Source organism: Aurantimicrobium sp. INA4, assembly GCF_027924525.1.
Classification (GTDB): Bacteria; Actinomycetota; Actinomycetes; order Actinomycetales; family Microbacteriaceae; genus Aurantimicrobium.
In genome coordinates this window covers 1148795-1173152 of record NZ_AP027040.1, presented here as the reverse complement: position 1 = coordinate 1173152, position 24358 = coordinate 1148795, and the positions used below count along the sequence as shown (strand labels likewise).

Below are 24358 nucleotides of genomic sequence, written 5' to 3'. Positions count from 1 at the left end.
CTACTTAGTGGGATCAGCTTCATGCTGACCGTCGTGCTTTTGGTTGAAAACCTCAGGCTTGAGGGCTAGCTTCTCAGCCTCGTCGTGAGAAGCGGTGTGTGTCTCTGGGTTGTGCTTGTGAGCTGCCTCAGCCTTCGCGCGACGAGCTTTCACGACAGCTTGCACGTAGTGATAGATGCTAGGAATCAGAACGATGACGACAACACCGATAAGTACTACGTCGATGTAGTTGGTGACGAATACAGCAACTGGTGGAATGAGGGTAGCAACAAGCCAACCCGCAAAGGTCAGACCGGTTCCCCAGATGATGGCGCCAATGAAGTTATAGAGGGTGTACTTCTTGTAGTTCATTTTGCCCACACCGGCGGCAACAGGGGCAAAGGTTCGAACCACAGGTACAAAGCGAGCCATGATGACGGCTAGTCCGCCGTAGCGAGTAAAGAATGCGTTAGTTCGCTCGACGTTTTTCGTGCTGAAGAAGCCACTTTCTTTCTTTTCAAAAATACTCGGCCCAAACTTATGGCCAATAAAGTAGCCCACTTCACCACCGACGAACGCGGCTAGAGAAATCGCGGCACACACCCAGAAGATGTTCACACCAAAGAAGGATTCATTGACGGCGAGCACGCCGGTCATGAAAAGCAGTGTGTCACCAGGAAGTAAGAAGCCAACAAGTAAACCCGTCTCGGCAAAGACGATAAAGGCAACGCCCAACAGTGCATAGGCGCCGAAGCCGGCAATGAGATTTTCAGGATCCAGGAAGGGAATCAGCGCGGTATGCATAATGCCTTAAGCCTATAGGTAGTGCTTAAGGCCGACTCTCAGCTAATTCGCAGATTCCTGGAGGCGATCACGACGTTCAACTATCCAAGTACGAATGCTGAAAATGATGGAGGCAAGAATAAAGAATCCAGCAATAACGTACGCTGCAGCCTTGACGCCAGGGATACTTGCCGCGTAGTAGCCGACGAGTGTAAGTCCAACACCCCATGCAACAGCGCCAACAAAGTTGCTCGTTAAGAATTTGAAGTAATTCATGTTGCCGATACCGGCAACCCAGGGAACAAAGACGCGAGCCCAGGGGATAAAGCGTGCAATGACGACTGCCCACCAGCCGTAGGCATAGTAAAACTTCTCAACCCGGGCGATGATGCGTTTCATGCGCGGCCCGCTCTTTTTATCCAGGTAGGGACGACCCAAGTGTCGGCCCAAAATGAAGCCCACCTGATCGCCGATAAATGCAGCGATACCGACACCCAGAGCAAGAATCCAAATGTTGAGATTCTCATTGGCTGCTGTGATCAGCCCTGCGGCGAAAAGGAGAGAGTCACCAGTAATGAAGGGGATAAATGCCCCCACGAACAGACCAGTTCCTGCAAAAACAAGACCCCACACAACCAGGTAGAAGATAACCACTCCGACGTGACTGAGCAGGTCACTCATTTGGCTATCTAAAGCAGCAGCGTGGAGCATAGATACTCTTTCTGGCACAGCGTCAAGGGTGTTGCATTTGTACGGGAGAAGGGACTTGAACCCTCACGCCTCTCGGCACCAGAACCTAAATCTGGCGTGTATACCAATTTCACCACTCCCGCGAGTGTTACCCATCTAGTTTATGTGCGATTCTGGATGAACTGTTCACACTCTCAAAGAGAGGTTCCCTCCTGTGACTCAAACTTCCCAACACCGTTTCTTGTTACTAGACGGCATGCGAGGTGTTGCCGCATTAGGTGTGCTTGCCTTTCACGTAACGGTAAGCGCATCACAAGATTTCCAACAGTTGGCATCCTTCTATCTGTTTGTCGATTTTTTCTTTGTGCTCAGTGGCTTTGTGCTGTGGCCAAGCATGCCCCACTCGGGAAAGCAATTGGGGAGAGCCTCTGCAGTTTTCATCACGAAAAGAATCTTTCGATTTTGGCCGCTTGCGGTTACCTCGTTGCTACTGGCTCTGTTCTTGCTGGATTGGGAGCGAAACGTTCTGGTTGCGCAAGATAATTTCAACCCGCCCTACGGAAGCCTTGCTGGTTTGCCTCAGGATGAACGAGTTCATATTTTGGTCTTTGCATTCCTCCTACTTCAGGTTTTCCTCGCCGCAGCAATAGCCATCAACGTTCCGTTATGGTCACTTTCGGCAGAGTGGATCGCAAATGTGATTTATGCCCCGCTGACTGCAGTCAAATGGGGACTCGGGATCATCGTGGCAATTGTGGCCGGATACGTGATGTTGTGGATTGGATTGACATTCGACGCTCAATTTATTGAAAACAGCGGACCGATTAGGGGCTTTGAAGCACTGGGCAGAGCCTTTTTAGGGTTTGGCCTCGGCCTCTTGTTGCGAAAGTACTTGACTCAACTTTCACGCCTACGTAATTGGTGGCTGTTGACAGTTTCCATTGCTTTAGTTGTTTCGTTGTTCTTTATCGAAGATGCCTGGCATTGGAATTCCTACCGCTACGCCATTACATATTTCGCTGCTCCCATTTTTGCTCTCTTGATTCTGCAACTGAGTAAATTTGAGGTCACACCAGGAACCCGCAAAGCAAAAGTTCTTACTTTTATGGGCGCCTATTCCTTTGGTGTGTATGTCTTTCACCAGCCACTCATCCAATGGTCGAATGTTGTATTGGGGACACCACACGGTGTTTACCCGCCAGGAAAATGGATTGAATTTTTCCTCGTACAGTCCGTCAGTATCACCATCGTCTCGATATTGATCACTCTTTGTGCTCGTGTGCTCATTGAAAGGCCAATCCAGAAATGGGGTAGAAGAGTTACCAACAAAATGGCCAGCAGACTGACGTCTTAGACTGTACTCGTGGCTAAATTCATCAAAACTCCTTTCACCATCGAGGTTCATGACCTTATGCACCGCCCCGGTGAGCACCGTGAGCGACAACTCGATGTTGTCGCTCCCGAGAAAATGGGCGAAGGAATCATTTGCGTTCCCGCCGGTGAAAATATCCACCTTGACCTCCGTTTGGAATCCCTCGGGGACGGCATTTTGGTCACTGCAGAGATTGAAACAACAGCTTTTGGGGAGTGCGGAAGATGCCTCGAGCCCATCGAGGAAGACCTCGAACTCGAATTTCAGGAACTTTTCGCGTATTCTGTAGACGAAGCATTTGATTATGAGGTTCACGACGACCACGTGGATCTTGAACCTCTAGTCAGGGAAGCGGTCGTGCTCGCACTTCCGTTCCAGCCGGTATGTCGCCCAGACTGTGCTGGTCTCGATCCTGAGACTGGTGAACGTCTGGCTGAGCCGTTGGATACCACGCTGACCAAGACGATTGACCCGAGATGGGCAGCGCTTAGCCAGTTGACTGCTTCCGAAGACAACGGTGACACAAGCACCGGTTCACAGTATTAAGCAAGAAGAGAAGAGATAGCCATGGCTGTTCCCAAGCGGAAAATGTCGCGAGCAAGCACTCGCATGCGCCGTTCACAGTGGAAGGCTGAAGCCGCCACTCTCGTCAAGAGTGTTGACGCTTCGGGCAAGGTAACCTACAGCCTGCCTCACCGCGCAAAGGTAGTTGAAGACTCTGCTGGCACCCCACTCTTCATGGAGTACAAGGGCCGCAAGGTAGCTGACGTTTAGTCACACTTTTTAGGCGAGTGAGCATGAGCTCTCCTGCTTCTGGTCATCTGACCGATATCTCGGGTCTCTCGAGTTCTCTTGGTATACCTCTGGATGGGGAGCTCTATGAGCTTGCCTTGACGCACCGTTCTTATGCATATGAGCACGGGGGCATCGCCCACAACGAACGATTAGAGTTCCTTGGCGATGCCGTATTGGGCCAAGCCGTAACCGTGATGCTGTATCGCAACCACCCTGATTTAGTTGAGGGGGAGTTGGCAAAGCGACGAGCATCACTGGTCTCAACGATCGCGTTGGCAGAAGTTGCTCGTGGTATCAATCTCGGCAGCTACATTCGACTCGGTAATGGTGAAGAACTCACTGGCGGTCGCAACAAGGATTCCATCCTTGCAGACACCGTTGAAGCACTATTTGGTGCCGCCTATCTGACCGAAGGCCCCGAAGTTGCCAACGATCTTGTGCTGAGATTGATCGAACCTTTGCTGAAGAATCCTGAACGTTTTGGTGCGGCAATGGATCCCAAAACCAGTTTGCAAGAAATTGCTGCCAAGCTTAGTTCCGATGCTCCCGTCTATTCCGTGCAGGCGGACGGACCTGATCATGCACGTATCTTTACCGCAACCGTTGTGGTCGGAACACTTGTTGAGGCAACCGGGACGGGGACGAGCAAGAAGCACGCAGAGATGGCCGCAGCGTTGAGTGCATGGTCCACTCTGAGCGAGAACGTTTCCTGAATTCATGCCTGAACTTCCCGAAGTTGAGGTTGTGCGTGCTGGTTTAGAACCGGCTCTTGTGGGCGCACGCATTGATTCCGTTCACGTTTTCGACCCACGGTCTTTGAAGCGTCATGATGCCCGGCGTGGAGATTTTGTTGGCATGCTGCAGGGCTCAACTGTTCTCTCTGCCGAGCGTCGGGGAAAGTTCATGTGGTTCCCCTTAGATTCTGGGGATGCCCTCGTTACACACCTGGGAATGAGCGGACAAGTTTTACTCAGGGATTCAGGTGCGGAACCTGATCGGCATTTGCGCATTCAATACGGAATCACACATCCTGAGCACGGAAAACTGCTGGTCAACTTTGTTGACCAGCGCATCTTTGGGTCAATGGCCGTGGATGAACTCGTGGAACAACCTTCCGGGCTTGTCCCGGCTCAGGCAGCACACATTGCCTTGGACCCTCTCGATTCTTTCTTTGATGACGAGATGTTCATCACTCGGCTGCGAAAAAAGAGCACGGGTGTCAAGCGTGCTCTTCTAGATCAAACACTGATCAGCGGAGTCGGGAATATCTATGCTGATGAGTCGTTGTGGGCTGCGAAGATTCATGGTGAACGAAGCGCTGACTCATTGAGTAAGGCCAAAGCACAAGAACTTTTGTGGGAAGTTCGAAAGATCCTGAACAAAGCCTTGGCTGAGGGTGGCACCAGTTTTGACGCCCAGTATGTCAATGTCAACGGCCAATCTGGCTACTTTGCTCACAGCTTGAACGCCTATGGACAGCAAGGGAAACCGTGTCCTCGATGCGGTACTTCAATTAGAAAAGTTTCCTTCATGAACCGGGGGTCACACTTCTGCCCTAAATGTCAGAGGGTGAAGTAAGACTGTTCTTGATATTTCCCTGAAACAAGGAGAGAAGCAAGCAGTATATGTACAAAATAAGTACTGAGATGTACAATTCAGATATGTCAACAGTGAGTGTGGCCGACGCCCGGAATAACTTCTCCGAGATGATTACGCAGTCTCGGACCGAAGCTGTCTTTATTGAGCGCCGAGGTCAGAAAGCCGCAGTCTTGATTAGCCCTGAGCAATATGAGCGCATGATGGAAGCTCTCGAAGAAGCTGAGGATATTGAGGCCTTTGATTCAGCAATGTCTGAAGAGGGCGAGAACATTCCGTGGGCCCAAGTTAAGTCAGACTTGGGCTGGGTGTGACATACCGTATTGAGCTACGACCAGCTGCTGTACGAGCTTTAGAGAAAATTGATCATCAAGATAGAAATCGAATTAGAGGCGCCATAGCATTATTGGCCGAAAATCCTCGTCCACCCGGTGCTCGTGCTTTACAAGGGCGACCAGGTTTTCGTGTTCGCGTTGGCGATTACCGCATCCTCTACATAATCGATGACGACGTCCTCCTGGTAGTAGTCGTTACTCTGGGGCATCGTAGAAACGTCTATCAAAGATGAGAAAAAATTCTGTCTACTAGGCGACTTATCGGGAAAGTAAGCTCATTCCTATGAGCCCCATAATGCCTGAGACACCCTTTATTGCTATCGAGTTGGGCACACTGCAGGCAAACATCTCACGGGCGGCGGAATCTGCGCGAGTATCAGGTTTTGCCCTGCGCCCCCATGTGAAAACACACAAAATTATTGAGATTGCCCGAATGCAGGAAGCCGCGGGTGTTCTGGGTATTACTGTTGCCACATTGGGTGAAGCTGAGGTGTTTGTCGCGGCAGGATTTACCGATGTCTTTATCGCCTATCCCCTGTGGCTGACGGAAGCTAAAGCTCAGCGACTAGATGCAATGTTAGATCAGGCCACAATTCGACTCGGCGTTGACTCAGCAGAGGCTGGCACACAATTAGTCAAGATACTCGGTGGGCGCGCACCGTTGCTCGAACTACTTATTGAAGTAGACAGCGGTCACCACCGAAGTGGGATTGAGCCAGAGAAGGTGGGTGAGCTGGGCGTGCACTTAGCAAGCCTCGGCCTTGATGTTTCTGGTGTCTTTACTTTCCCCGGGCACAGCTACGCTCCCGGAGCACTGAGCACCGCAGCAGAGGATGAAGCCAAGGCGCTGGCCGCCGCCCGTGACCAACTCGTTGCTCTTGGCCAAACGGATGCAATTATCTGCAGCGGGGGATCGACCCCGTCTCTTGCGTCGGCCAATGCTCAGGTCATCACAGAGCAGCGGCCAGGAGTTTATGTTTTCAACGATGCTCAACAGCTTGAGCTGGGCAGTTGCGACTGGGCTGATGTTGCCCTGACCGTGAAGGCAACCGTGGTGAGTATTCGAGGAAATAGAGTCATCGTGGATGCGGGTAGTAAAGCATTGGGCGCGGATCGTGCCGGGTACGCATCTGGCTATGGACGTGTTCTGGAGTTTCACGATGCGCGCATTGTTGCTCTTTCTGAACATCACGCAACGATTGAATTCCCGGACGGTGAGCTCCCCATCCGAGGAGATGTTCTGTCGGTGATCCCTAACCACGTCTGTAATACCGTGAACCTCGCAGATCAGGTCTACGTTTTCGATCGCGAGGAACTGGTGGACACCTGGATGGTCGCTGCGCGGGGAAGAAATTCATAATTAATCTCCAATATCTTGATATCGAGATAAATGAGGAGTAGAGTTCCGGTCATTGGAACCTTCTTTTTCATAGCCTGAAAGGGCAGATATTTCATGAGTCCAGCACGTACTACTGCCGGTGCACCAATCTCTTCTATTGGTCGCGGTATCGCTGTTCTGGGGTGTTTCAACGAGCGTCGTCGCGCGCTGACACTGTCAGAACTGTCCGAAAAATCTCTCCTTCCTATGTCCTCCACCCACCGTGTTGTGGCTGAACTCGTCGCGGGTGGCTTCCTCGTTCGAGGTTCAGACCGCCGCTACCGCATTGGCACTCGCGTATGGTCAATTGGGCAGCTTGCACCTGTGAGTGATCAGCTGCGTCATCGCGCACTTCCCACCCTGGCTCGTCTCTACGAGGAAACGGGAGAAAACATTACATTGGCTGTGCTTGACCGTGGTCAAGCACTGTATGTTGACCGCATCGGTGGAGAGCGCTCAGTTCACACCGCCTCACGAGCTGGTGGTCACCTTCCACTCCACACCACAGGCGTGGGCAAAGTTCTGCTGGCGTGGCAAAGCAATGAAGCTATTGAGAAATATCTCAGCAGGCCACTCACGCGCACCACTCCGTATTCGATTGTGGATCCGGTCAAACTCAAAGCTGAACTGGTTGAAACCAAAACCCGTGGCTATGCCATTGCGCGTCAAGAAAGCACTGCAGGCAATGGCTCGGTCGCTGTGCCGATCCTGCGCGGAGGGCGTTGCGTCGCAGCTTTGGGCATCGTTGCGCACTTGACCCACATGGATATTCCACGCTTAGTTGAGGTGCTGCAACAGGCTTCTGATTCGATTCGTAAAGAACTCGAAGACGACCACTAAACCTGTGGTTTTTTCTGGCTTTTATTTCCAGTAAATTTGTTAGCTAGTGCGTGTGCACTGCTGATATTGGGAGCCAAACGACGTGTATCTAAAAAGCCTGACACTCAAAGGCTTTAAGTCGTTTGCCCAACCCACCACTTTTGCCTTTGAACCCGGTGTCACCTGTGTCGTCGGTCCCAACGGTTCAGGTAAGTCCAACGTCGTAGACGCACTGGCCTGGGTGATGGGTGAGCAGGGCGCAAAGACCCTGCGTGGCGGCAAGATGGAAGACGTCATTTTCGCGGGAACCTCCACACGCGGCCCCCTCGGCCGCGCAGAGGTTTTGCTCACCATCGACAACTCTGATGGTGCTCTGCCCATCGAATACACCGAAGTCACAATTAGCCGAACTCTGTTCCGTAACGGTTCAAGTGAATATGCGATCAATGGCGAAAACTGCCGACTTCTCGATGTTCAAGAACTGCTTTCTGACTCTGGTCTGGGCCGCGAGATGCACGTCATCGTCGGCCAGGGGCGCCTCGATAACGTGCTCCAGGCTAGCCCTGAAGATCGACGTGGCTTTATTGAGGAAGCTGCCGGAATTCTCAAGCACCGTCGCCGCAAAGAAAAGACGGTGCGCAAGCTTGAAGCGATGCAGGCCAACCTCACACGTTTGACCGACCTGGCTACCGAGGTCCGTCGCCAGCTCAAGCCATTAGGACACCAGGCAGAGATTGCCCGCGAAGCACAAAGTATTCAGGCAGAGGTTCGTGATGCACGAGCACGTATTCTTGCCGACGATGTTGTTCAGTTGCGCACCACACTCGATGCACACAACAAAACTGAGTCCGAGCGTCACAGCGAACGCATCGTGCTGCAAGAACAGCTTGAGCGCACCATGTTGCGCGTGCGACGTCTCGAAGCAGACCAGAGTGCAGATGATGTTGAGTCCGCCCGCAAAACAGTCTTTGCTTTGGAATCCATTCAAGAACGTCTGCGTGGTCTCTATAACCTGGCTAACCAGCGCTTAGCTTTGCTAGGTGCGGACACCGACCAGCAACCATTGGGTTCTGGCGTCAACCAGGCCATGATTGAGGGCGCTGAGTCTGAAGTAGACGTCATGCGAGGCATCGTCACTGCTGCCGAAGCAGCTTGGCAAGCATCCCAGCAGGCGACTGTGGTCGCGCGCGAAAAGCTCGACTCCATTGATGAGCAAATTTCGGCACAGTCGGCTTTGGTCTCTCAGCACGATCTGGAAATAACCAGCCTGCGGGGAAAGAAAGAGGCTGCAGATTCTGCACTAGCTGCCGTTCGTGGTGAAGTGTTGCGTCAGCAAAATGCTCTCGATGCTGCCACGGAACGTCGCGCAACTGCCGAGCAAAACCTCGCACAAGTTGAAGCGGATTCTGCGGACACCACTGCTGGAGAAACCGGGCTCAATGAAGCCTATGAAGCAGCCCAAGCTGCAGTTGTAGATGCAGAGAGCACCATTGACCGTTTGCGTGATGAACTCCACACCCTGGAGCGTGAACGCGATGCGTTACAAGCTCGCACTGGTGCCCTCTCCATGGCCCTGGATCAAAAAGATGGTTCTTCTGCTCTGGTGAAAGCCAAGCTGTCAGGTATTCAAGGATTAGTTGCTGAACACATCCAGGTGAAATCAGGTTTCGAAGCGGCTATTGCTGCCGGTCTGGGTTCTCTTTCGGATGCCGTTCTTGCAGATGACATGGATGCTGCAATTTCAGCACTGGCCAGTGTTGATCGGGATGATCTCGGCCGCGTTGAAATTGTCGTTGCCGCAAAGCCAGGCACAACCCCCGTCGCACTTCCAGAGATTTCTGGTGTTGTTACAGCCAGCGAGGTTGTTTCTGGTCCTGCTGGTGTGCTCGCACTTCTGGCATCCACTGTCATCACCGATGATCTTGAAACAGCACGACAAGCCTGGAAGCAGGGTTTGGACGCAGCCGATTCCAACATCACCGTGATTACAAAAGCCGGTGAAGTTCTCACTCGCTTTGTCTTGCGCGGTGGATCAGGCTCGAAGCAAAGCCGTATCGAACTTGTTTCTGAGCGTGATTCAGCGCAAAAGCGCCTCGACGAGGTCATTGGCTTGATTGATCAGGCTCGCCTTGAGCTCGCTGATCAGCGTGGAGTTGCCCAGGTGGCCAAAGAACGCTCCACGGCTGCACTGGCTGCTCTGCGCGAATACGATTCACAACTTGCCGCCCGTTCCGAAGCACTCAACCGTGCTCGCGTGCAGGTGGAAGCGGCAACAGCCGAATCCGAACGTCTAAGCGCTTCACTTGCGCTAGCTGCCGCCTCCGTTGAGGAAGCAGAACACAATGCACACCGAGCCAGTACAGAGCTGGATGCTGTGGAGTCCAGACCCAGACCCATCTTGGATGTTTCTGCGCGTGATGAACTCTTCGCAGAACTTGAACAGGTTCGCGAACAAGAAGTGCAAGCTCGTTTGGAACTCGAAACTGCTCGTGAGCGCGTTCGTGCAGAAGAACTGCGTGTGGAAGGGTTGCGTCAGCAGCTCGAAGCAGACCGTGCCGCAGCTGAGGAAGCAGCACGCCGTGCTGTCATTCGTAAGCGCCAAATTGATGCTGCAGCAGGGGTTGCCGAGTCTCTTCCCGCTGTATTGGATTCTGTGGACCGCTCCGTTTCTGAAGCCCGTGTTGTTCTCGCTCAGCGTGAAGCTGACCGTGCGGCCCAAAACCAGGAACTCATTTCCTTGCGTCAAGAAGAATCTCAGTTGCGTGAGCGCCTGCACTCGATTACCGAAAACGTGCACGGTCTGGAACTTCAGATCTATGAAAAGAAAATGCAGCTTTCCGCTCTCCTCGAGCGCGCAGGGAACGAACTTGGTCTTGTCGAAGATGTTCTCATCGCTGAATACGGCCCCGACGTTCCCATTGTGGTTGCTCTTGATGCTGATGCCCCTGCTGATGCTGAACCAAAAACTAAGCTCTATAACCGAGCTGAGCAACAAACTCGCTTGGAGAAGGCAGAGCGTAAGCTTGGCCAGCTTGGCCGTGTGAACCCACTTGCATTGGAAGAGTTTGCTGCCCTCGAACAGCGCCACACCTTCCTCACAGAGCAGCTCACAGACCTGACCAATACGCGTAAAGACTTGATGACCATCATCGAAGAAGTCGACAACACGATGCAGACGGTTTTCCAAACAGCGTTTGAAGATACTCAGGCTGCCTTTGCTGAAGTATTCCCCATCCTCTTTCCCGGAGGTTCTGGAAGCATCAACCTCACCAACCCAGATGACCTGTTGACCACCGGTATCGAGGTCATGGTCAAACCCGCGGGTAAGAAGATTGACCGGCTGAGCCTGCTCTCCGGTGGTGAACGATCTCTGGCAGCTGTGGCTTTGCTGGTTGCAATTTTCAAGGCTCGCCCTTCGCCGTTCTACATCATGGACGAGGTCGAGGCAGCGTTGGACGATGCAAACTTAGGTCGCCTACTGGCCATCTTTGAAGATTTGCGTAACTCCAGCCAGCTCATCGTGATTACACACCAAAAGCGCACCATGGAAATTGCGGATGCGCTCTATGGTGTGTCCATGCGCCAAGATGGGGTCTCTGCTGTGGTGGGTCAGCGTGTGTCAGCTCCGGAGAACGCACAAGCGTCCTAACGCGAGTGAGGGATATTACAGAAGATGAATAACCCTAACGAGAACACCCACATCACCCCTGATGATGACACTGTCATCCCCGTCAATCCCGATGATGACACCATTATTCGGGTTCCTATTGACGAAACAATTGTGGGCTCGGTTGAGATTAACGAGAGCACGGTCATCGACGCGGCAACCGTGGATGATGCCACCATTGTCGGCGCGGTGATTCCGGTTGAAGATGACACCGTCATCACCTCAGATGAGACCGTGGTTCCCGAGACCACCACTGGGCAATACAACACCCTCATTGGTTCCATGCTGGATACATCCCTGGGTGTGAAGCAATTACTGGGAGATCTAGAGAACATCGAAGAAGAACCTGAAGCCCAGCCTGAGCAACAAGAAGAAGTTGTTTCACAGTTCACCTTGCGCCATATCAACGGAACAAAGTGGTCACTGACGAAGCCTGTTATCTTTGGGAGGCTTCCTGTGGTGCCTGTGCGATCAGAGCAGAGCGTGACACTGGCCGTTCTTTCCTCACCGAACGGAATTGTTTCCTCCACCCACGCCCGCCTGGAAATGCAAGGTGAAGTTGTGGTCGTGACGGATCTGCGTTCCACAAATGGAACCCGCATCATCATTCCATCCAAACCAACCATCTTGCTTGCACCAGGTGATTCCATGGCCTTGAGTGTTGGCGCAATCGTGGACCTCGGAGACGGTAATAGAATTGAAGTTCTTGGCTAACCGTTTAGTGAACCGGTAACGCCCCAATCTTGGAGAATTTCCTGTGACTGCCCTTGGCCAGAACTCAACTGGGACGACTGTTGTCGACCTGAGTACCGGGGCATCCGTCACGCTTGCATGGGCTGCAGGAACAGATGTGGGAAACCACCGCGCCAATAATGAAGACTCCTACGCGATTGCCTGCCCCGTTTTTGCTGTTGCTGACGGCATGGGCGGCCACAGCGCAGGCGATGTGGCCAGTGATGCTGTTGTGCAGCGTATTGCCGGGCTAGAAAAGCCCGGCTTTGCCGATCTGGACGCTCTCGAAATGGCTTTAGCGCTCTCCGTGTCAGATCTTCGCTCACGATTGACAGAAGAACAGCAGGGCGCTGGAACAACTGTCACAGGTGCTGCTTTGGTGCAGGAAGCCGATCAACTGCAGTGGGCAATCTTCAACATTGGTGACTCTCGTGTGTATGTGAAGATGGGCGAGACTTTCGAACAGGTCACCGTCGATCACTCGGTGGTGCAGCAGCTGGTTGATGCTGGCACCATCACCAAAGAAGAAGCCGACTACCACCCTCATGCCAATGTGATCACACGTGCTGTGGGCATTATTGACGAACCAATTCCCGATTACGTCGCACTGCCCGTTGTTCCAGGAATGCGTTTATTGCTGTGTTCTGATGGGCTGACCAAGGAACTGACCGATGTGGGTATCGAGCATTTTCTCTCAGCTGCACCGACTGTTGAAGACGCGGTAACAGAGCTCATGAACGCCGCACTGACTAATAGCGGCCGCGATAACGTCACCCTCATCGTTATTGACGTTATGGCTGTCACGGTGGGGCACACCGAATCCACAGTTTCACCTGCTTAAACTTTAAGTGCGCTGAATTTTCGGCGTTATTTGCGTTGAGCACACCAACACTGACCGTGTTGGGGGAAGGTGGACCAGATGGCAAGACGTCTACCGTCAACCCCACCAGTGCTTTCTGGCTTCACATTTGTTCGAGTATTGGGCTCAGGTGGATTCGCTGACGTCTTTTTGTATGAACAGCAATTGCCAAGGCGCAATGTGGCCATCAAGGTTTTGCTCCCTGAAGTAGTCAACCCTCGCGTTCGTGACATGTTCCAATCGGAGGCTCAACTCATGTCACAACTGAGTACTCACCCAGCCATTTTGAGCGTCTTTGAAGCAGGCGTGAGTTCAGATGGCAGGCCTTATCTGGTCACCGAGGTATGTAATTCAGGATATGGTGAACGCTTTCGTGCCGAAACTCTCCCGGTAGCAGAAGCACTACGAACCGGAATCAAAATCGCCGCAGCGCTGGAAACCGCACACCGAGCAAACGTCCTGCATCGAGATATCAAACCAGGAAACATACTCATCACCGCATATGGTCACCCTGTCTTGAGCGACTTTGGTATTGCTTCCTCGGTCTACCAAGGAGACAACACAACGGCAGTTGGTCTTTCTGTTCCCTGGTCAGCACCCGAGGTCATCAGAGAAACCACCACCGGCACCACAGCTTCAGAAATCTGGGCTCTGGGTGCAACTGTCTACTCGTTGTTGGCCGGACGCAGCCCCTTCGAAGTGCCCGGGAAAGACAATTCACCAGGACACTTAGCCGGCCGCATTCTCAAATCCAAACCACAACCCATCGGACGCGACGATGTTCCACCCCAACTCGAGGCTCTCCTGCTCAAAGCATTGAGTAAAAACCCCATCGACAGACAACACTCTGCGGTGGAATTTGCGCGCGAACTCCAACAAATTGAAACCAGTATGGGATTGGCCCAAACACCCCTGGATGTCGTCGGGGACGAATGGGGATCCAATGCCATAGTCATCAACGAGAATGACCGCACCATGCTTGCACCACTTGATGCCCACGCCAACCCAAGCTGGCGTCGCGCCGGATACAGCGGAACACCCGCGCAACGCGATGAATTAGCCCTCGTTGCCAGTAAGCGTCGACGCCGACTGCTGTGGAGCGTGCTCGGTTCGGCAGCTGCGCTGATTGCTGTCATCACCACTATCGTGATCGTGGTGGCGCAATAACCATGCTTCGTCGCTGGTTCTCCACACTTCGGGGATTAAGTCCCCGCAGGCGAAACGTGCTCAAATGGACCGCATCTCTTGCGGCGCTAGCCATGTTGGTTGTTGGTTCAATCCTGGCAACTGGGTACCAAGCACAGCGTGTCAATCTCGATGACGGTGCTGTGTGGGTGACCAACGGGGATAAACAAGCAATCGGTAGAGCCAACACAAAAGTGTTCGAACTCAACACCGTGCTCACGACCGACTCCGCACAAATGGATCTGGTTCAAAACAGTTCACACGTGTTCCTCATCAACGATGCAACCAGGTCACTGGACATCGTCAATCAGGCCACTGGTGACGTCGCTGAAAGCATTCCACTTCCGCAAGATGTCACCTATGCCGCGCTCGCCGGAGACAACGTCATCCTGCACGCACCAGCAACCGGAGATGTGTGGGTGTTGCCTGCGGCAACCCTGTCGAATTTCGATGCGAAAACTCAGCCGGCAAACTTCACCGTTGGAGCGGATTCTGTTGTGGCAGTGTCCAGCACCGGCTACCTTGTTGGGGTCAGTGCCTCGCAAGGGACCTTGTCAAAAATTAACACCACCAGCTCAGTTACCCCAGAAATCCAGCAACTCGATGCTGAGCTCACTGCGGGGAAACTCCAGATCACCCTTATTGGGGAACGCTGGGCGGTGTTGGATCAACAAACCGCAACCCTCTACACCCAAGGCCGCATCATTGACCTCAGCTCTGCCTCCTTTGATGTGGGGCAGGCAGTTTTGCAACAGCCCAGCACACGCGGTGTAGAAGCATCAGGAAACAGCATCACCTCAGTTTCTGGTTCCTCCTCGATACTGGTTTCTCACACAGCAGGCCTCGCCGTGATCAATTTAGATAGCGCAGAAATCTTCAGCTCTGTTGCTACAGCTCAGGGCCGTCCCGCATCGGCGGTCATCCACGGTGAGTGTGCCTATGCTGCCTGGTCAGGTGGAACGGTGTGGTCCAAATGCGGTGCTGCAGAAGAATCCACTGAGAATGCGGAATCTATGGCCGGCAGTGCAGAGTTGGTATTTCGTGTCAGCGACCAGGTCATTGCCCTCAATGATGCCCTTAACGGACTGGTCTGGGCAGTCCAGGGTGGGGTCAGACTGATCGACAACTGGGATACTTTGCTCGAACAGCAAGCACTAGAGCAACAGGTTGTTCAAACAAATAATGCTGATGCCCCAGAGTTCGCTAAGGATCCGCAACCACCTGTAGCCGTGGATGATGATTTAGGTGCGCGCCCAGGACGAGTGACCTCGCTTCCGGTTTTGCTCAATGACTATGACCCCAACGGGGATGCTCTGGTTATTGATACTGTTACCTCCATTCCAGCAGCGCTGGGGGAGATCTTTATCAATGCGGACCGCAGCCAAGTCATGGTGCGCCTGGCGCCAGATGCTTCTGGAACCACACAGTTTGACTACAGCATCTCTGATGGTCGCGGTGGACAGGCCTCTGCCACCGTCACACTCAACATCCGTCCAGAGAGCGAGAACTCACCGCCTGTTCAAGCACGTCCAACCCGAACCAACGTGGCAACAGGTGGCCAGGTTATCGTCAACGTGTTGGAGGACTGGATTGATCCCGACGGGGATGCCATCTTTGTGGCCTCGGCAACCGTGGACGCCCCCGATTCCCTCTCTTACACCCCAGCAGGCCGCGTAGCCTTCACCGACTCTGGCCGCGGTGGCGGTGGACTCAAGCAGGTAGCCCTCGAGGTCTCTGATGGCCGAGCCACTGGCTTTGGTGCTGTGCAAATCAATGTTCGAGCACCAGGACAAGTCCCCATCGTTGCTGATGCCTTCGCTGTTATTGCCATCGCTGGACAACCCATCACCATCAACCCGTCACCTCATGTGCGCGGTGGTTCTGGAGTGTTGAGTCTGACCGGTGTTCCTGCAGTTCCAGGATTAGATATCGTTCCCGACTTTGCTGACTTCTCCTTCTCGGTCACAGCGTCACGGACCGGTTCAACCTATGTCACCTATGCCGTCACCGATGGAGACGTCACCGGTTCTGGATTAGTGCGTATTGACGTGATTGACCCGCCGGAAGTTTCTGCTCAACCGATAACTGCTGCGCATGCTGTGTATGTTCCGTTGCAACAGACCCGCACAGTTGATGTCACTGCAACCGACCGTGATCCATCAGGCGGTGTTCTTGTTGTCACGGGTGTGACCAATTTTCCTTTTGATTCAGGCATTCAGGTTGAAGTTGTGGATCATCGCATTCTTCGGGTTACCTTGACCAAACCCCTCGATGCGGCTGTGGCATTCGGATACCGCATCAGCAACGGTGTTTCACAAAGTGAGGGCACCGTCACGGTGGTGCAAACACCAGCACCCACCATCGCGCAAGCACCTGTTGCTGTCCCTGATGTTGTGGCCGTGCGCGTTGGAGATGTCATCAGTATCCCGGTTCTCGCTAACGATATTCATCCTGACGGCGGCCAGCTCACCCTGGCGGCCAAGCTAGACCAGGATGTTCCTTCTGGTGCAGGTCTGCTCTTTACCTCGGGCAACCAGTTGAGATTTTTAGCAGGCAGCAACCCTGGAACGTACTCGGCGGTGTATCGAGTCAATGCAGATAATGGTCAATGGGCCAGCGGTACGGTAACGATCTCTGTGCGCGCGATTGACCAAGACACTAACCAGGCGCCCACCCCACGCACCGTGACAGCCCGTGCCATGTCGGGGCAAACAGTGAGAATTCCTATACCGCTGGTGGGCATTGACCCCGATGGTGACTCTGTTCAATTTGTCGGCTTAGATACCAACCCCGAAAAGGGCTCAATTGCTGCTGTGGGCAGTGATTGGATTGAGTACGATGCATCCGCCTATGCCACCGGAACCGACACGTTCAGTTACTCCGTTGTCGATGCATTGGGTGCTCAAGCCAGTGCATCAATCCGTGTAGGTATTGCAGAACCTTTGGCTGGTGGGCGCAATCCTGTCGCGATAGCCGATACGGTCACGGCACGGCCTGGATACACCGTCTATGTTCGTGCACTACAAAATGACAGTGATCCTGACGGACGTCCGCTCACTCTTGTTTCTGTGACCCCACAGGATGACTCTGTTTCAGCAGAGATCGTGGGAGATCTCGTCAAGATCACTGCACCGATGACACCGGGACGCTATGGCCTGGTCTATGAGATTGAAAACGATCTTGCTGGTTCTGCCTCCAACTTCATCACCGTTGAAGTTCAAACGCAGGCTCCGCTCTCACGCCCTGTTATCTCGGATGCTGTGGTGAGTCTGTCCGATATTTTGGATCAAACTTCAGTAGATGTGAACGTGCTCAAGGGAGCATTCTTCGCCGATGGTCCCGTTTCTTCCCTGCGGCCCACAATCGTGAGCGGTTACGGATCCACTGCTCGAGTTATCTCCAGTAACACGGTTCGTGTTCAGGTTCAAGAAACCTCTCAAATCATTCCCTTCACGGTTGCACATCCTGAAGACCCCACCGTGAGCTCCACCGCCTTCATTTGGGTTCCAGGAACCGATGATGCTCTGCCACAGCGCAAGAAAGGCGTCAAACCACTGACAGTGGTCAGTGAACAAACACTACGCATCGACATCAATGACTACGTCATCGCAGCCTTAGGAAAGACCGTCAAGCTGACCGATAGCAACACCGTGCGTGCTACGCATGCTGACGGTTCACGCTTGGTCGTCAACGACACCACCCTGACGTACACCAGTGAAGACCGCTATTTTGGTCCGGCATCAATTTCCTTCGAAGTCACCGACGGCGACTCGGCAACCTCCCCTGGAGCACACACCGCCACCATCGTTTTGCCGATCACGGTGACACCGCGTGAAAATATGCCACCGGTTATGCTCGGTGCCAACATTGATTTAGAACCTGGTCAAGAGAAAACCCTTGATCTCGTCCGTGTTACGAGATACCCCTACGTCGATGACCAGGATGAACTCGAATACACCGTCAGCGGAGATGGCTCCGGCGTCACTGCCACGCTCAGTGGTCAAACCCTCACTCTCAAAGCAAGCGATGATGCCGTCAAGGGAAAGACTGTTCCCCTCACTGTCACCGTCAAAGACAAGGTTGCTGAGGGTTCACCTGGACAAATTATCGTCAGAATTGTGCCCTCAACCAGACCCCTTGCCATTCCTGTCACGGACAGCATTGTTGCCAAACGTGGAGAAACCCAAACTGTTGATGTCTTGGCCAACGATCAAGCAACCAACCCCTTCCCTGGCCAGCCATTGAAGGTCCTTGCCGTGCGAGGCCTCAACAACGGCAACATTCCTCCGGGTGTAACGGTGACACCCTCAGCGGATAAATCGACGCTGACGGTCACCGTCTCTGCCAACGCTGACCCCAGCGACACCACGCTGGAATATGAGGTTGCTGATGCCACCAACGATCCAGACCGCTATGTCTGGGGTGTCATCAACATTTCAGTTCAAGACGTGCCCTCTGCGCCTCAAGCACCAACGCGCGCAGCTGGATTCGTTTCAGGAAATCTCACCCTGTCCTGGCAAGCACCGGCAGCCAATAATTCTCCAATTACGAAATACACGGTCGAAAGCGATGCGGGATATCGCAAAGAATGCACCTCGACTGTTTGCTCATTGGACGGATTGCCCACCGGACAGCGCTTCCGCTTTACGGTGAGTGCAACGAACGCCATTGGCACCTCACTGGTCAGCAGTTGGAGTGAGCCACTGAGTGCCGATGTTATTCCTTCGGGACCATCCTCTGTGAGCATTTCAGCCGTAACAGGCCAACAAGGGGTTGCAACGATTTCCTGGACGGCGGTCACGACACCCGCCGGTGGCAGTCCTGTCACAGGATACGAGGTGGTTTTGTTTGAAAACGGAAGCCCACGGTCCACTTTCAACTTAGATGCTAATCAAACTTCTCTGGCCAATATTCCGGTGACGCCTGGATTCAGCTATTTCGCCAGGGTGACAGCTAAGAACAGTGCGCAAACTACAGACTGGAACTCAACCGACTCAGGAAACTTCATAGCTCCGGGCTCACCCTCCCAAGTCACCATCACGTCAGTCAGCAACAGTTCCTCAGGTGCAACAACCCTCACCTGGAATGCCGCAACGGCTGCTGGTTCTGCTGGTGCGCTGCGCTATTACGTAACCCGAGTGGGAAATATTTCAGCAGGTTGCCCGAGCGACTACGCAACCCACCCCGCTTCAGGTTCGCTGCAGGGATCTGATGGCGACAAGACACCTGGAACCTACTTCATTGCCGTCATAGCGGTAAATGACTTTGGATGTTCTGCAACAGTGACCCAGGTTGAAGTTATTGCCTCACCAACGTTTACTGCTGTTGATTGCGTTATTGCACCTGTAACAGGGACATCAGCAAACTGTGGCGCAAACCTCAACCCAAACACTGCTTTTGCGCTGAAAATTACCGGTCTATCGCTCACACCTGCTCCTGTTGGCACTGTGAGTTATCAGCTGAAGGTTGGTAATTCGAACTGGCTAGAACTGAATGCTTTGAATGCTGAGTTTGTTACTGCTGATTTTGATTCAAGTCGCTATGCCTCCAATAGCATCACACCTGGAGCAGGTCAGAATGTTGTTGTAAGGGCGTGTTTGTCGGCTTCAAACTGCAGCGCCCCCAGTTCAGCAATGACCGTAGATATTCCAACTCCCACACCCTAAAGTCACCCGTCCCACTGAAAGGCACACCATGAGCATGAAACCCGAACAAGCTGCCGGGTTCCAGAAAGTCTTCGACAAACTGGTCGAAAACGTGGAACAGGTACTTCTGGGCAAGAACCGGACAGTTCGCCTCGCCTTCACTGCCATGCTCAGTGGGGGACACCTCCTCCTGGAGGACTACCCCGGCACAGGAAAGACCTCCCTAGCTCGGGCCATGGCTCAAAGTGTCCAAGGATCCCACTCGCGTATTCAATTCACCCCGGACCTTCTCCCCGGTGACATCACCGGTGTGAGCATCTTTGACCAGAAAAAGGGTGCCTTTGAATTCCACAAGGGCCCGATCTTTTCCAACATCGTTCTCGCTGACGAAATCAACCGCGCCAGCCCCAAAACTCAGTCAGCATTGCTTGAGGTCATGGAAGAACACCACGTCACCGTGGATGGCGTGACACACCCCACCGGCGAACCTTTCATGGTTATTGCCACCCAGAACCCGATTGAACAAGCAGGAACCTACCGACTACCTGAGGCACAGCTCGACCGTTTCATGATGAAAGCCTCACTGGGATACCCAGACCACGCCTCGACCATGCAAATTCTGGAAGGCTCTGCCAAGAAGAAAACCGGCGAACTCGACGGTGTCGTTCCTGCAGAGATGGTAGTCAAACTCATCGAGTTAGCCAAAACCGTTCACGTGGATGCAGAAATCAACGACTACGTTTCACGCATCGTCGAAGCAACCCGCTTTGCCCCCGAAGTGCGTCTGGGAGCTTCAGTTCGTGGCGCATTGGCGCTCATTGCTGCTTCGCGCGTCCACGCAGCATCACAAGGACGACACTTTGTCATTCCTGATGATGTCAAAGCGCTCGCCGACTCTGTTCTCTCACACCGCCTCGTGCTCGATCCTGAAGCAGAGTTTGATGGTGTTACAGCGAACAATGTTGTGGGCAAGATTTTGATTGATCTTCCCGTGGGAGCACCTGCCGCCTAATGTTTCTTCGCGTAGTCACCTTCAGAGGGTGGGGTTGGGCTGTAGCAGCCATACTCTGCCTTATTGTTGGTGCTTCGCAGGGCTGGATTGAACTCATTGGCTTAGGTGTTGCAGGGGTCGTTACTTTCGGGTTCGCATCCCTCTATGCACTTTTTCGTCATGCCCACGAGGTTTCTTTCCATCTTGCGCATGAACGCGTCGTCGTCGGCGATGAAGCGCAACTCATCGTCAGTGTTCGCAACCCCACTTCACACTCCTTCATGGGCTTAGATGTTTTTGTTCCAGTGGGGGACTCTCAGGTTGAAACGCAAGTGGGGCGTCTTCGTAAGAGTGCTCATGAAGACATCTCGTTACCTATTCCGACTGAACACCGTGGCATGGTGCAGGTGGGTCCTGCCCGTGTTGTGCGTCAAGACCCACTGGGGTTGGTATCTCGCGAGGTCGTGCATGGCGAATCGCGCACGCTATTCATTCACCCACGCACTATCGGCTTAATGAGTATGAGCACAGGCTTTGTTCGTGATCTTGAAGGAAATCCCACAAAAGACCTCACCGATAGTGACCTGTCCTTTCACGCCTTGCGTGAATATGTTCCAGGGGATGATCGCCGCAATATTCACTGGAAATCCACCGCGAAAACCGGGCAGTTCATGGTTCGACAGTTTGAGCAAACTCGTCGCTCCCACCTGATGATTGCTTTGGATACTGACCCAGCAGCCTATGCAGGGGATGAAGATTTTGAACTCGCTGTCAGCACGGCAGCGTCCTTGGGCGTTCGGGCGATTCGTGACACCCGGGATCTTTCCGTGTTGGTGAGCGCTGATGCCCGGCCGCAACCAACGGGGCGCCTCAGCGCACTACGTGAAGCCGCACGCGAGTTAGCTTCCCGCCGCCGCGCTGAAAGGCCGGCAGTCAATCGTGTCCGAGGACTCTCAACTGTCTCAAAGGATCGTCTACTTGATGAACTCTCAGGGGTTCATCTCCAGGAGGAAAGTCCCAACATTGTTGAGCTTTCACGTCTGGCTTCTGTTCAAGCCGCGGATGTCTCGATTGCATTCGTGGTGACTGGCCCAACTGTTGAGTCCAAGACGCTTCACTCTGCCTCGATTGCTTTCCCTGCGGGTGTTGAGGTTGTGATTGTGAGCTGTGCACCGGAAGCTTCCCCGCAAACTCGTCGCATGGGACGCCTTACTGTGGCCACTATCGGACGTCTTGATGACGTTCAGCAGTTGTTGGGTAAAAGGATGACACTGGCATGAGAGCACTCTTTCTCGCTCTCGCAGTAGTGATCTCACTGGTTCCGTTATGGCCGGTTTACCAAACTCCTGCGTTTATTGTCGCTGTGGTTGTCGGTGGGGTACTCGGTGCCCTCATCGCGGTCGTTTCTGCGCGCAGATCATGGTCGGTTCTCGCAACCGTCTTGGCAACTGTGGGGGCATATTTACTCGTTGGAGTTCCTATTGCCATTCCCAGCCAGGCACTTTTGGGCATTCTTCCCACGCTCCAGGGCGAGCTTTCTCTCATTACCGCGGTTGTACTTTCCTGGAAGCAGCTCGTCACGGTCATGCCTCCCGTCGGGTCCTATGAAGCACTTCTGGTTCCAGTATTTATTTTGTCGCTCTGTGGTGTTGTGCTCGCCACGGTGTTGTCGCTTCGTCTCCCACGTAACCGGGCACGTTCGAACTGGGCAGCTGTGGTCCCGTTGCTCACACTGGGAATCTCTATTTGGTTAGGTCCGAGCAGAAGCTTTGCCAGCATTGTGGTGACGGTTGGGGTGTTTGTCCTCATTGCACTGTGGTTTGCCGCAGGGCGGAGCACAAACACCCGGGCAGGATTCAGATCTTTAGGGGTAGTGGTTCTGGCGGCGGTTGTGGCATCAGCCATTGTTGTTGTGGTTCCCATTACGAACCGCAGTGTGTGGCGCACCGAAATTGAACAGCCTTTTGTTCTCCAAGATGACACCAGCCCACTCTCGGAGTATCGAAACTACGTCACCGGAGATCAGCAATCTGCAGAACTGTTGACTGTGACAGGTTTGGAAGCTGGTCAACGTCTTTCTCTGGCCACGCTTGATAACTACACTGGAGTGCTCTATTCGGTCGGTGGTGTGGCCGCGGACTTCACTAAAATCCCTGGTTCGCTACCAGTTGATTCTTCCTCGGGGCAAAAGGTTTCTGCAGAGATCACGATTGATCAACTCACGGGACCCTGGGTTCCACTTCCCGGTGCTCTGGGTTCGCTGTCCTTTACGGGATCGAATGCTCGAAGTTTGACAGATAGTTTTTACTACAGTCGCCCATCTCAAACAGGAGCTCTCATAACAGGTTTGGTCGCTGGTGACAGTTACACCACTGTTGCTCACGAGGGTGAGATGCTCAATGTTGATGCGTTGGCTTCGCTGACACCTGGAGATGCCATCGTTCCTGCCCCAGCGGTGATTCCAGATGGACTCGATGCTTTCGTTGCCACCACTGCCAAAGGGAAAACCTCAGCAGGAGAGCGATTACAAGCCTCCCTGACAGCACTGATGACTGAGGGATATATCAGCCACGGTGGTCCAGGTGAAGTCCCAAGTGCGTCAGGTCATGGCGCCAACCGCATCGCAGCCTTGTTTGCGGCAACCCCCATGGTTGGTGATGCTGAGCAATATTCCACTGCCGCAGCGTTGATTGCGACCCAACTTGGTTTCCCGGCACGGGTAGTGATGGGTTTCATTGCTCCAGAAGGATCTAGTGCACAGTCAGCACTGACTTTCACCGGTGCAGATATGACTGCGTGGATTGAAGTTTCTACAAGTCAGGGATGGGTTGCCATCAACACCAATCCGGCTGAACGTCCCATTCCGGACGAGCAGCCACAAGACCCAACTGAGGTGGCATTCCCACAAACTGCTGCTGACCCTCCTGCCCAGGAAGAACCTCAACTCAACGACAGCGCCTCTGCCGAGGCAACACAAGAAGAACAGCCCAACACAGTAGACCCTGTGTTGCAGACAGTTTTGGCGATCGTCTCTGGCGTTGCCTGGACGCTGCTGTGGCTGGTCATTCTTGCCTTGCCGCTGCTTTCCATCGTGTTCTTCAAGCGCAGACGACGTAACAGGAGATTCAAGGCAGCAACAAGCCAGGAGCAAGTCTTGGGTGCCTGGGACGAACTTCGAGATGTGCTTGTTGATAACGGCACGACAGCGCCAGAATCACATACTCGCCGAGAGATTGCTCAAGAAACAGGAATACACGCAGCAACAGTGGTTGCTGTTCTTGCAGACACGGCACAGTATTCAGGTGAAAAAGTGAGTGAGAGTGAAGTGCTGCGCGCGTGGGCCGACGTTGATCAGCTCAGCGATGAAATAGCTCGAAAACGCACCAGATGGCAACGTTTCCAGGCACGAATCTCCTTGCGTTCTTTAAACATTCCCTGGGCCCGCTTGAGCAGCTGGCTTCCTCAGCGCAGGTAACATCGCAGTATGGAGTGTGAAGTTTGTCACAGTGCGTTGCCAGCCGGTGCGCTGTTT

Annotated in this window: 19 protein-coding genes and 1 tRNA gene; 17 read left to right on the top strand and 3 right to left on the bottom strand. The window is 53.4% G+C overall.

Features of this window, described 5'->3' with window-relative positions; all coding sequences use genetic code 11:
• From AINA4_RS05760 to AINA4_RS05750, 3 genes are all read right to left on the bottom strand, one after another.
• Complete coding sequence (locus AINA4_RS05760) at positions 1–783, bottom strand: DedA family protein (RefSeq protein ID WP_281786523.1); 783 nt, start codon at positions 781–783, stop codon at positions 1–3.
• A gap of 42 nt (positions 784–825) precedes the next feature.
• Positions 826–1473, bottom strand: coding sequence for a DedA family protein (locus AINA4_RS05755; RefSeq protein ID WP_281786522.1), 648 nt, complete (start codon positions 1471–1473; stop codon positions 826–828).
• A 40-nt stretch (positions 1474–1513) separates the two neighbouring features.
• Positions 1514–1595, bottom strand: a tRNA-Leu gene (locus AINA4_RS05750).
• A 71-nt stretch (positions 1596–1666) separates the two neighbouring features.
• Here AINA4_RS05750 and AINA4_RS05745 point away from each other — a divergent pair.
• The 17 genes from AINA4_RS05745 to AINA4_RS05665 all read left to right on the top strand — a co-directional run bounded on the left by AINA4_RS05745 (position 1667) and on the right by AINA4_RS05665 (position 24301).
• A complete protein-coding gene (locus AINA4_RS05745) occupies positions 1667–2806 on the top strand; it encodes an acyltransferase (RefSeq protein ID WP_281786521.1) in 1140 nt (379 codons plus the stop codon).
• Between the two features lie 21 nt (positions 2807–2827).
• The gene (locus AINA4_RS05740; protein WP_281787647.1) at positions 2828–3370 is read left to right on the top strand and encodes a DUF177 domain-containing protein; all 543 of its coding nucleotides are present in this window, start codon (positions 2828–2830) and stop codon (positions 3368–3370) included.
• A gap of 21 nt (positions 3371–3391) precedes the next feature.
• The gene (rpmF, locus tag AINA4_RS05735; protein WP_096380403.1) at positions 3392–3598 is read left to right on the top strand and encodes a 50S ribosomal protein L32; all 207 of its coding nucleotides are present in this window, start codon (positions 3392–3394) and stop codon (positions 3596–3598) included.
• Between the two features lie 23 nt (positions 3599–3621).
• A complete protein-coding gene (rnc, locus tag AINA4_RS05730; protein ID WP_281786520.1) occupies positions 3622–4332 on the top strand; it encodes a ribonuclease III in 711 nt (236 codons plus the stop codon).
• Positions 4333–4336: 4 nt separating this feature from the next.
• A complete protein-coding gene (mutM, locus tag AINA4_RS05725) occupies positions 4337–5197 on the top strand; it encodes a bifunctional DNA-formamidopyrimidine glycosylase/DNA-(apurinic or apyrimidinic site) lyase (protein ID WP_281786519.1) in 861 nt (286 codons plus the stop codon).
• Positions 5198–5280: 83 nt separating this feature from the next.
• Entirely contained in the window at positions 5281–5529 is a 249-nt protein-coding gene (locus tag AINA4_RS05720) for a type II toxin-antitoxin system Phd/YefM family antitoxin (RefSeq protein WP_281786518.1), read from the top strand.
• Positions 5526–5783 (top strand): type II toxin-antitoxin system RelE/ParE family toxin, encoded by a 258-nt coding sequence (locus AINA4_RS05715; protein ID WP_281786517.1) that lies wholly within the window; start codon positions 5526–5528, stop codon positions 5781–5783. The genes AINA4_RS05720 and AINA4_RS05715 overlap by 4 nt, the downstream gene beginning before the upstream one ends.
• 50 nt (positions 5784–5833) lie before the next feature.
• Positions 5834–6910, top strand: a complete 1077-nt coding sequence (locus AINA4_RS05710; protein ID WP_281786516.1) for an alanine racemase — start codon at positions 5834–5836, stop codon at positions 6908–6910.
• 93 nt (positions 6911–7003) lie between these two features.
• Positions 7004–7768 carry an IclR family transcriptional regulator gene (locus AINA4_RS05705; protein WP_096380411.1) on the top strand — a complete coding sequence of 255 codons (765 nt, stop codon included), beginning with the start codon at positions 7004–7006 and terminating at the stop codon, positions 7766–7768.
• Between the two features lie 82 nt (positions 7769–7850).
• Complete coding sequence (gene smc, locus AINA4_RS05700; protein WP_281786515.1) at positions 7851–11396, top strand: chromosome segregation protein SMC; 3546 nt, start codon at positions 7851–7853, stop codon at positions 11394–11396.
• A 24-nt stretch (positions 11397–11420) separates the two neighbouring features.
• Positions 11421–12128 carry an FHA domain-containing protein gene (locus tag AINA4_RS05695; RefSeq protein ID WP_281786514.1) on the top strand — a complete coding sequence of 236 codons (708 nt, stop codon included), beginning with the start codon at positions 11421–11423 and terminating at the stop codon, positions 12126–12128.
• A 43-nt stretch (positions 12129–12171) separates the two neighbouring features.
• On the top strand, positions 12172–12987 hold the full coding sequence (locus AINA4_RS05690) for a protein phosphatase 2C domain-containing protein (RefSeq protein WP_096380419.1): 816 nt from the start codon (positions 12172–12174) through the stop codon (positions 12985–12987).
• Between the two features lie 78 nt (positions 12988–13065).
• A complete protein-coding gene (locus tag AINA4_RS05685) occupies positions 13066–14172 on the top strand; it encodes a serine/threonine-protein kinase (protein WP_281786513.1) in 1107 nt (368 codons plus the stop codon).
• A 56-nt stretch (positions 14173–14228) separates the two neighbouring features.
• Positions 14229–19856: an Ig-like domain-containing protein gene (locus AINA4_RS05680; protein WP_281786512.1), complete on the top strand. Its 5628-nt coding sequence runs from the start codon at positions 14229–14231 to the stop codon at positions 19854–19856.
• A 28-nt stretch (positions 19857–19884) separates the two neighbouring features.
• A complete protein-coding gene (locus AINA4_RS05675) occupies positions 19885–20847 on the top strand; it encodes a MoxR family ATPase (protein WP_281786511.1) in 963 nt (320 codons plus the stop codon).
• Complete coding sequence (locus AINA4_RS05670; RefSeq protein ID WP_281786510.1) at positions 20847–22106, top strand: DUF58 domain-containing protein; 1260 nt, start codon at positions 20847–20849, stop codon at positions 22104–22106. Before AINA4_RS05675 ends, AINA4_RS05670 begins: the two co-directional genes overlap by 1 nt.
• Complete coding sequence (locus AINA4_RS05665; protein WP_281786509.1) at positions 22103–24301, top strand: transglutaminase-like domain-containing protein; 2199 nt, start codon at positions 22103–22105, stop codon at positions 24299–24301. The genes AINA4_RS05670 and AINA4_RS05665 overlap by 4 nt, the downstream gene beginning before the upstream one ends.
• The last annotated feature ends 57 nt before the right edge of the window (positions 24302–24358 follow it).

Coding starts and splice junctions, on each gene's coding strand:
- AINA4_RS05755 (WP_281786522.1), bottom strand. CDS start 1,473: ATGCTCCACGCTGCTGCTTTAGATAGCCAAATGAGTGACCTGCTCAGT.
- rpmF (WP_096380403.1), top strand. CDS start 3,392: ATGGCTGTTCCCAAGCGGAAAATGTCGCGAGCAAGCACTCGCATGCGC.
- AINA4_RS05760 (WP_281786523.1), bottom strand. CDS start 783: ATGCATACCGCGCTGATTCCCTTCCTGGATCCTGAAAATCTCATTGCC.
- AINA4_RS05675 (WP_281786511.1), top strand. CDS start 19,885: ATGAGCATGAAACCCGAACAAGCTGCCGGGTTCCAGAAAGTCTTCGAC.
- AINA4_RS05710 (WP_281786516.1), top strand. CDS start 5,834: ATGAGCCCCATAATGCCTGAGACACCCTTTATTGCTATCGAGTTGGGC.
- AINA4_RS05685 (WP_281786513.1), top strand. CDS start 13,066: ATGGCAAGACGTCTACCGTCAACCCCACCAGTGCTTTCTGGCTTCACA.
- rnc (WP_281786520.1), top strand. CDS start 3,622: ATGAGCTCTCCTGCTTCTGGTCATCTGACCGATATCTCGGGTCTCTCG.
- AINA4_RS05720 (WP_281786518.1), top strand. CDS start 5,281: ATGTCAACAGTGAGTGTGGCCGACGCCCGGAATAACTTCTCCGAGATG.
- AINA4_RS05665 (WP_281786509.1), top strand. CDS start 22,103: ATGAGAGCACTCTTTCTCGCTCTCGCAGTAGTGATCTCACTGGTTCCG.
- AINA4_RS05670 (WP_281786510.1), top strand. CDS start 20,847: ATGTTTCTTCGCGTAGTCACCTTCAGAGGGTGGGGTTGGGCTGTAGCA.
- AINA4_RS05705 (WP_096380411.1), top strand. CDS start 7,004: ATGAGTCCAGCACGTACTACTGCCGGTGCACCAATCTCTTCTATTGGT.
- AINA4_RS05695 (WP_281786514.1), top strand. CDS start 11,421: ATGAATAACCCTAACGAGAACACCCACATCACCCCTGATGATGACACT.
- mutM (WP_281786519.1), top strand. CDS start 4,337: ATGCCTGAACTTCCCGAAGTTGAGGTTGTGCGTGCTGGTTTAGAACCG.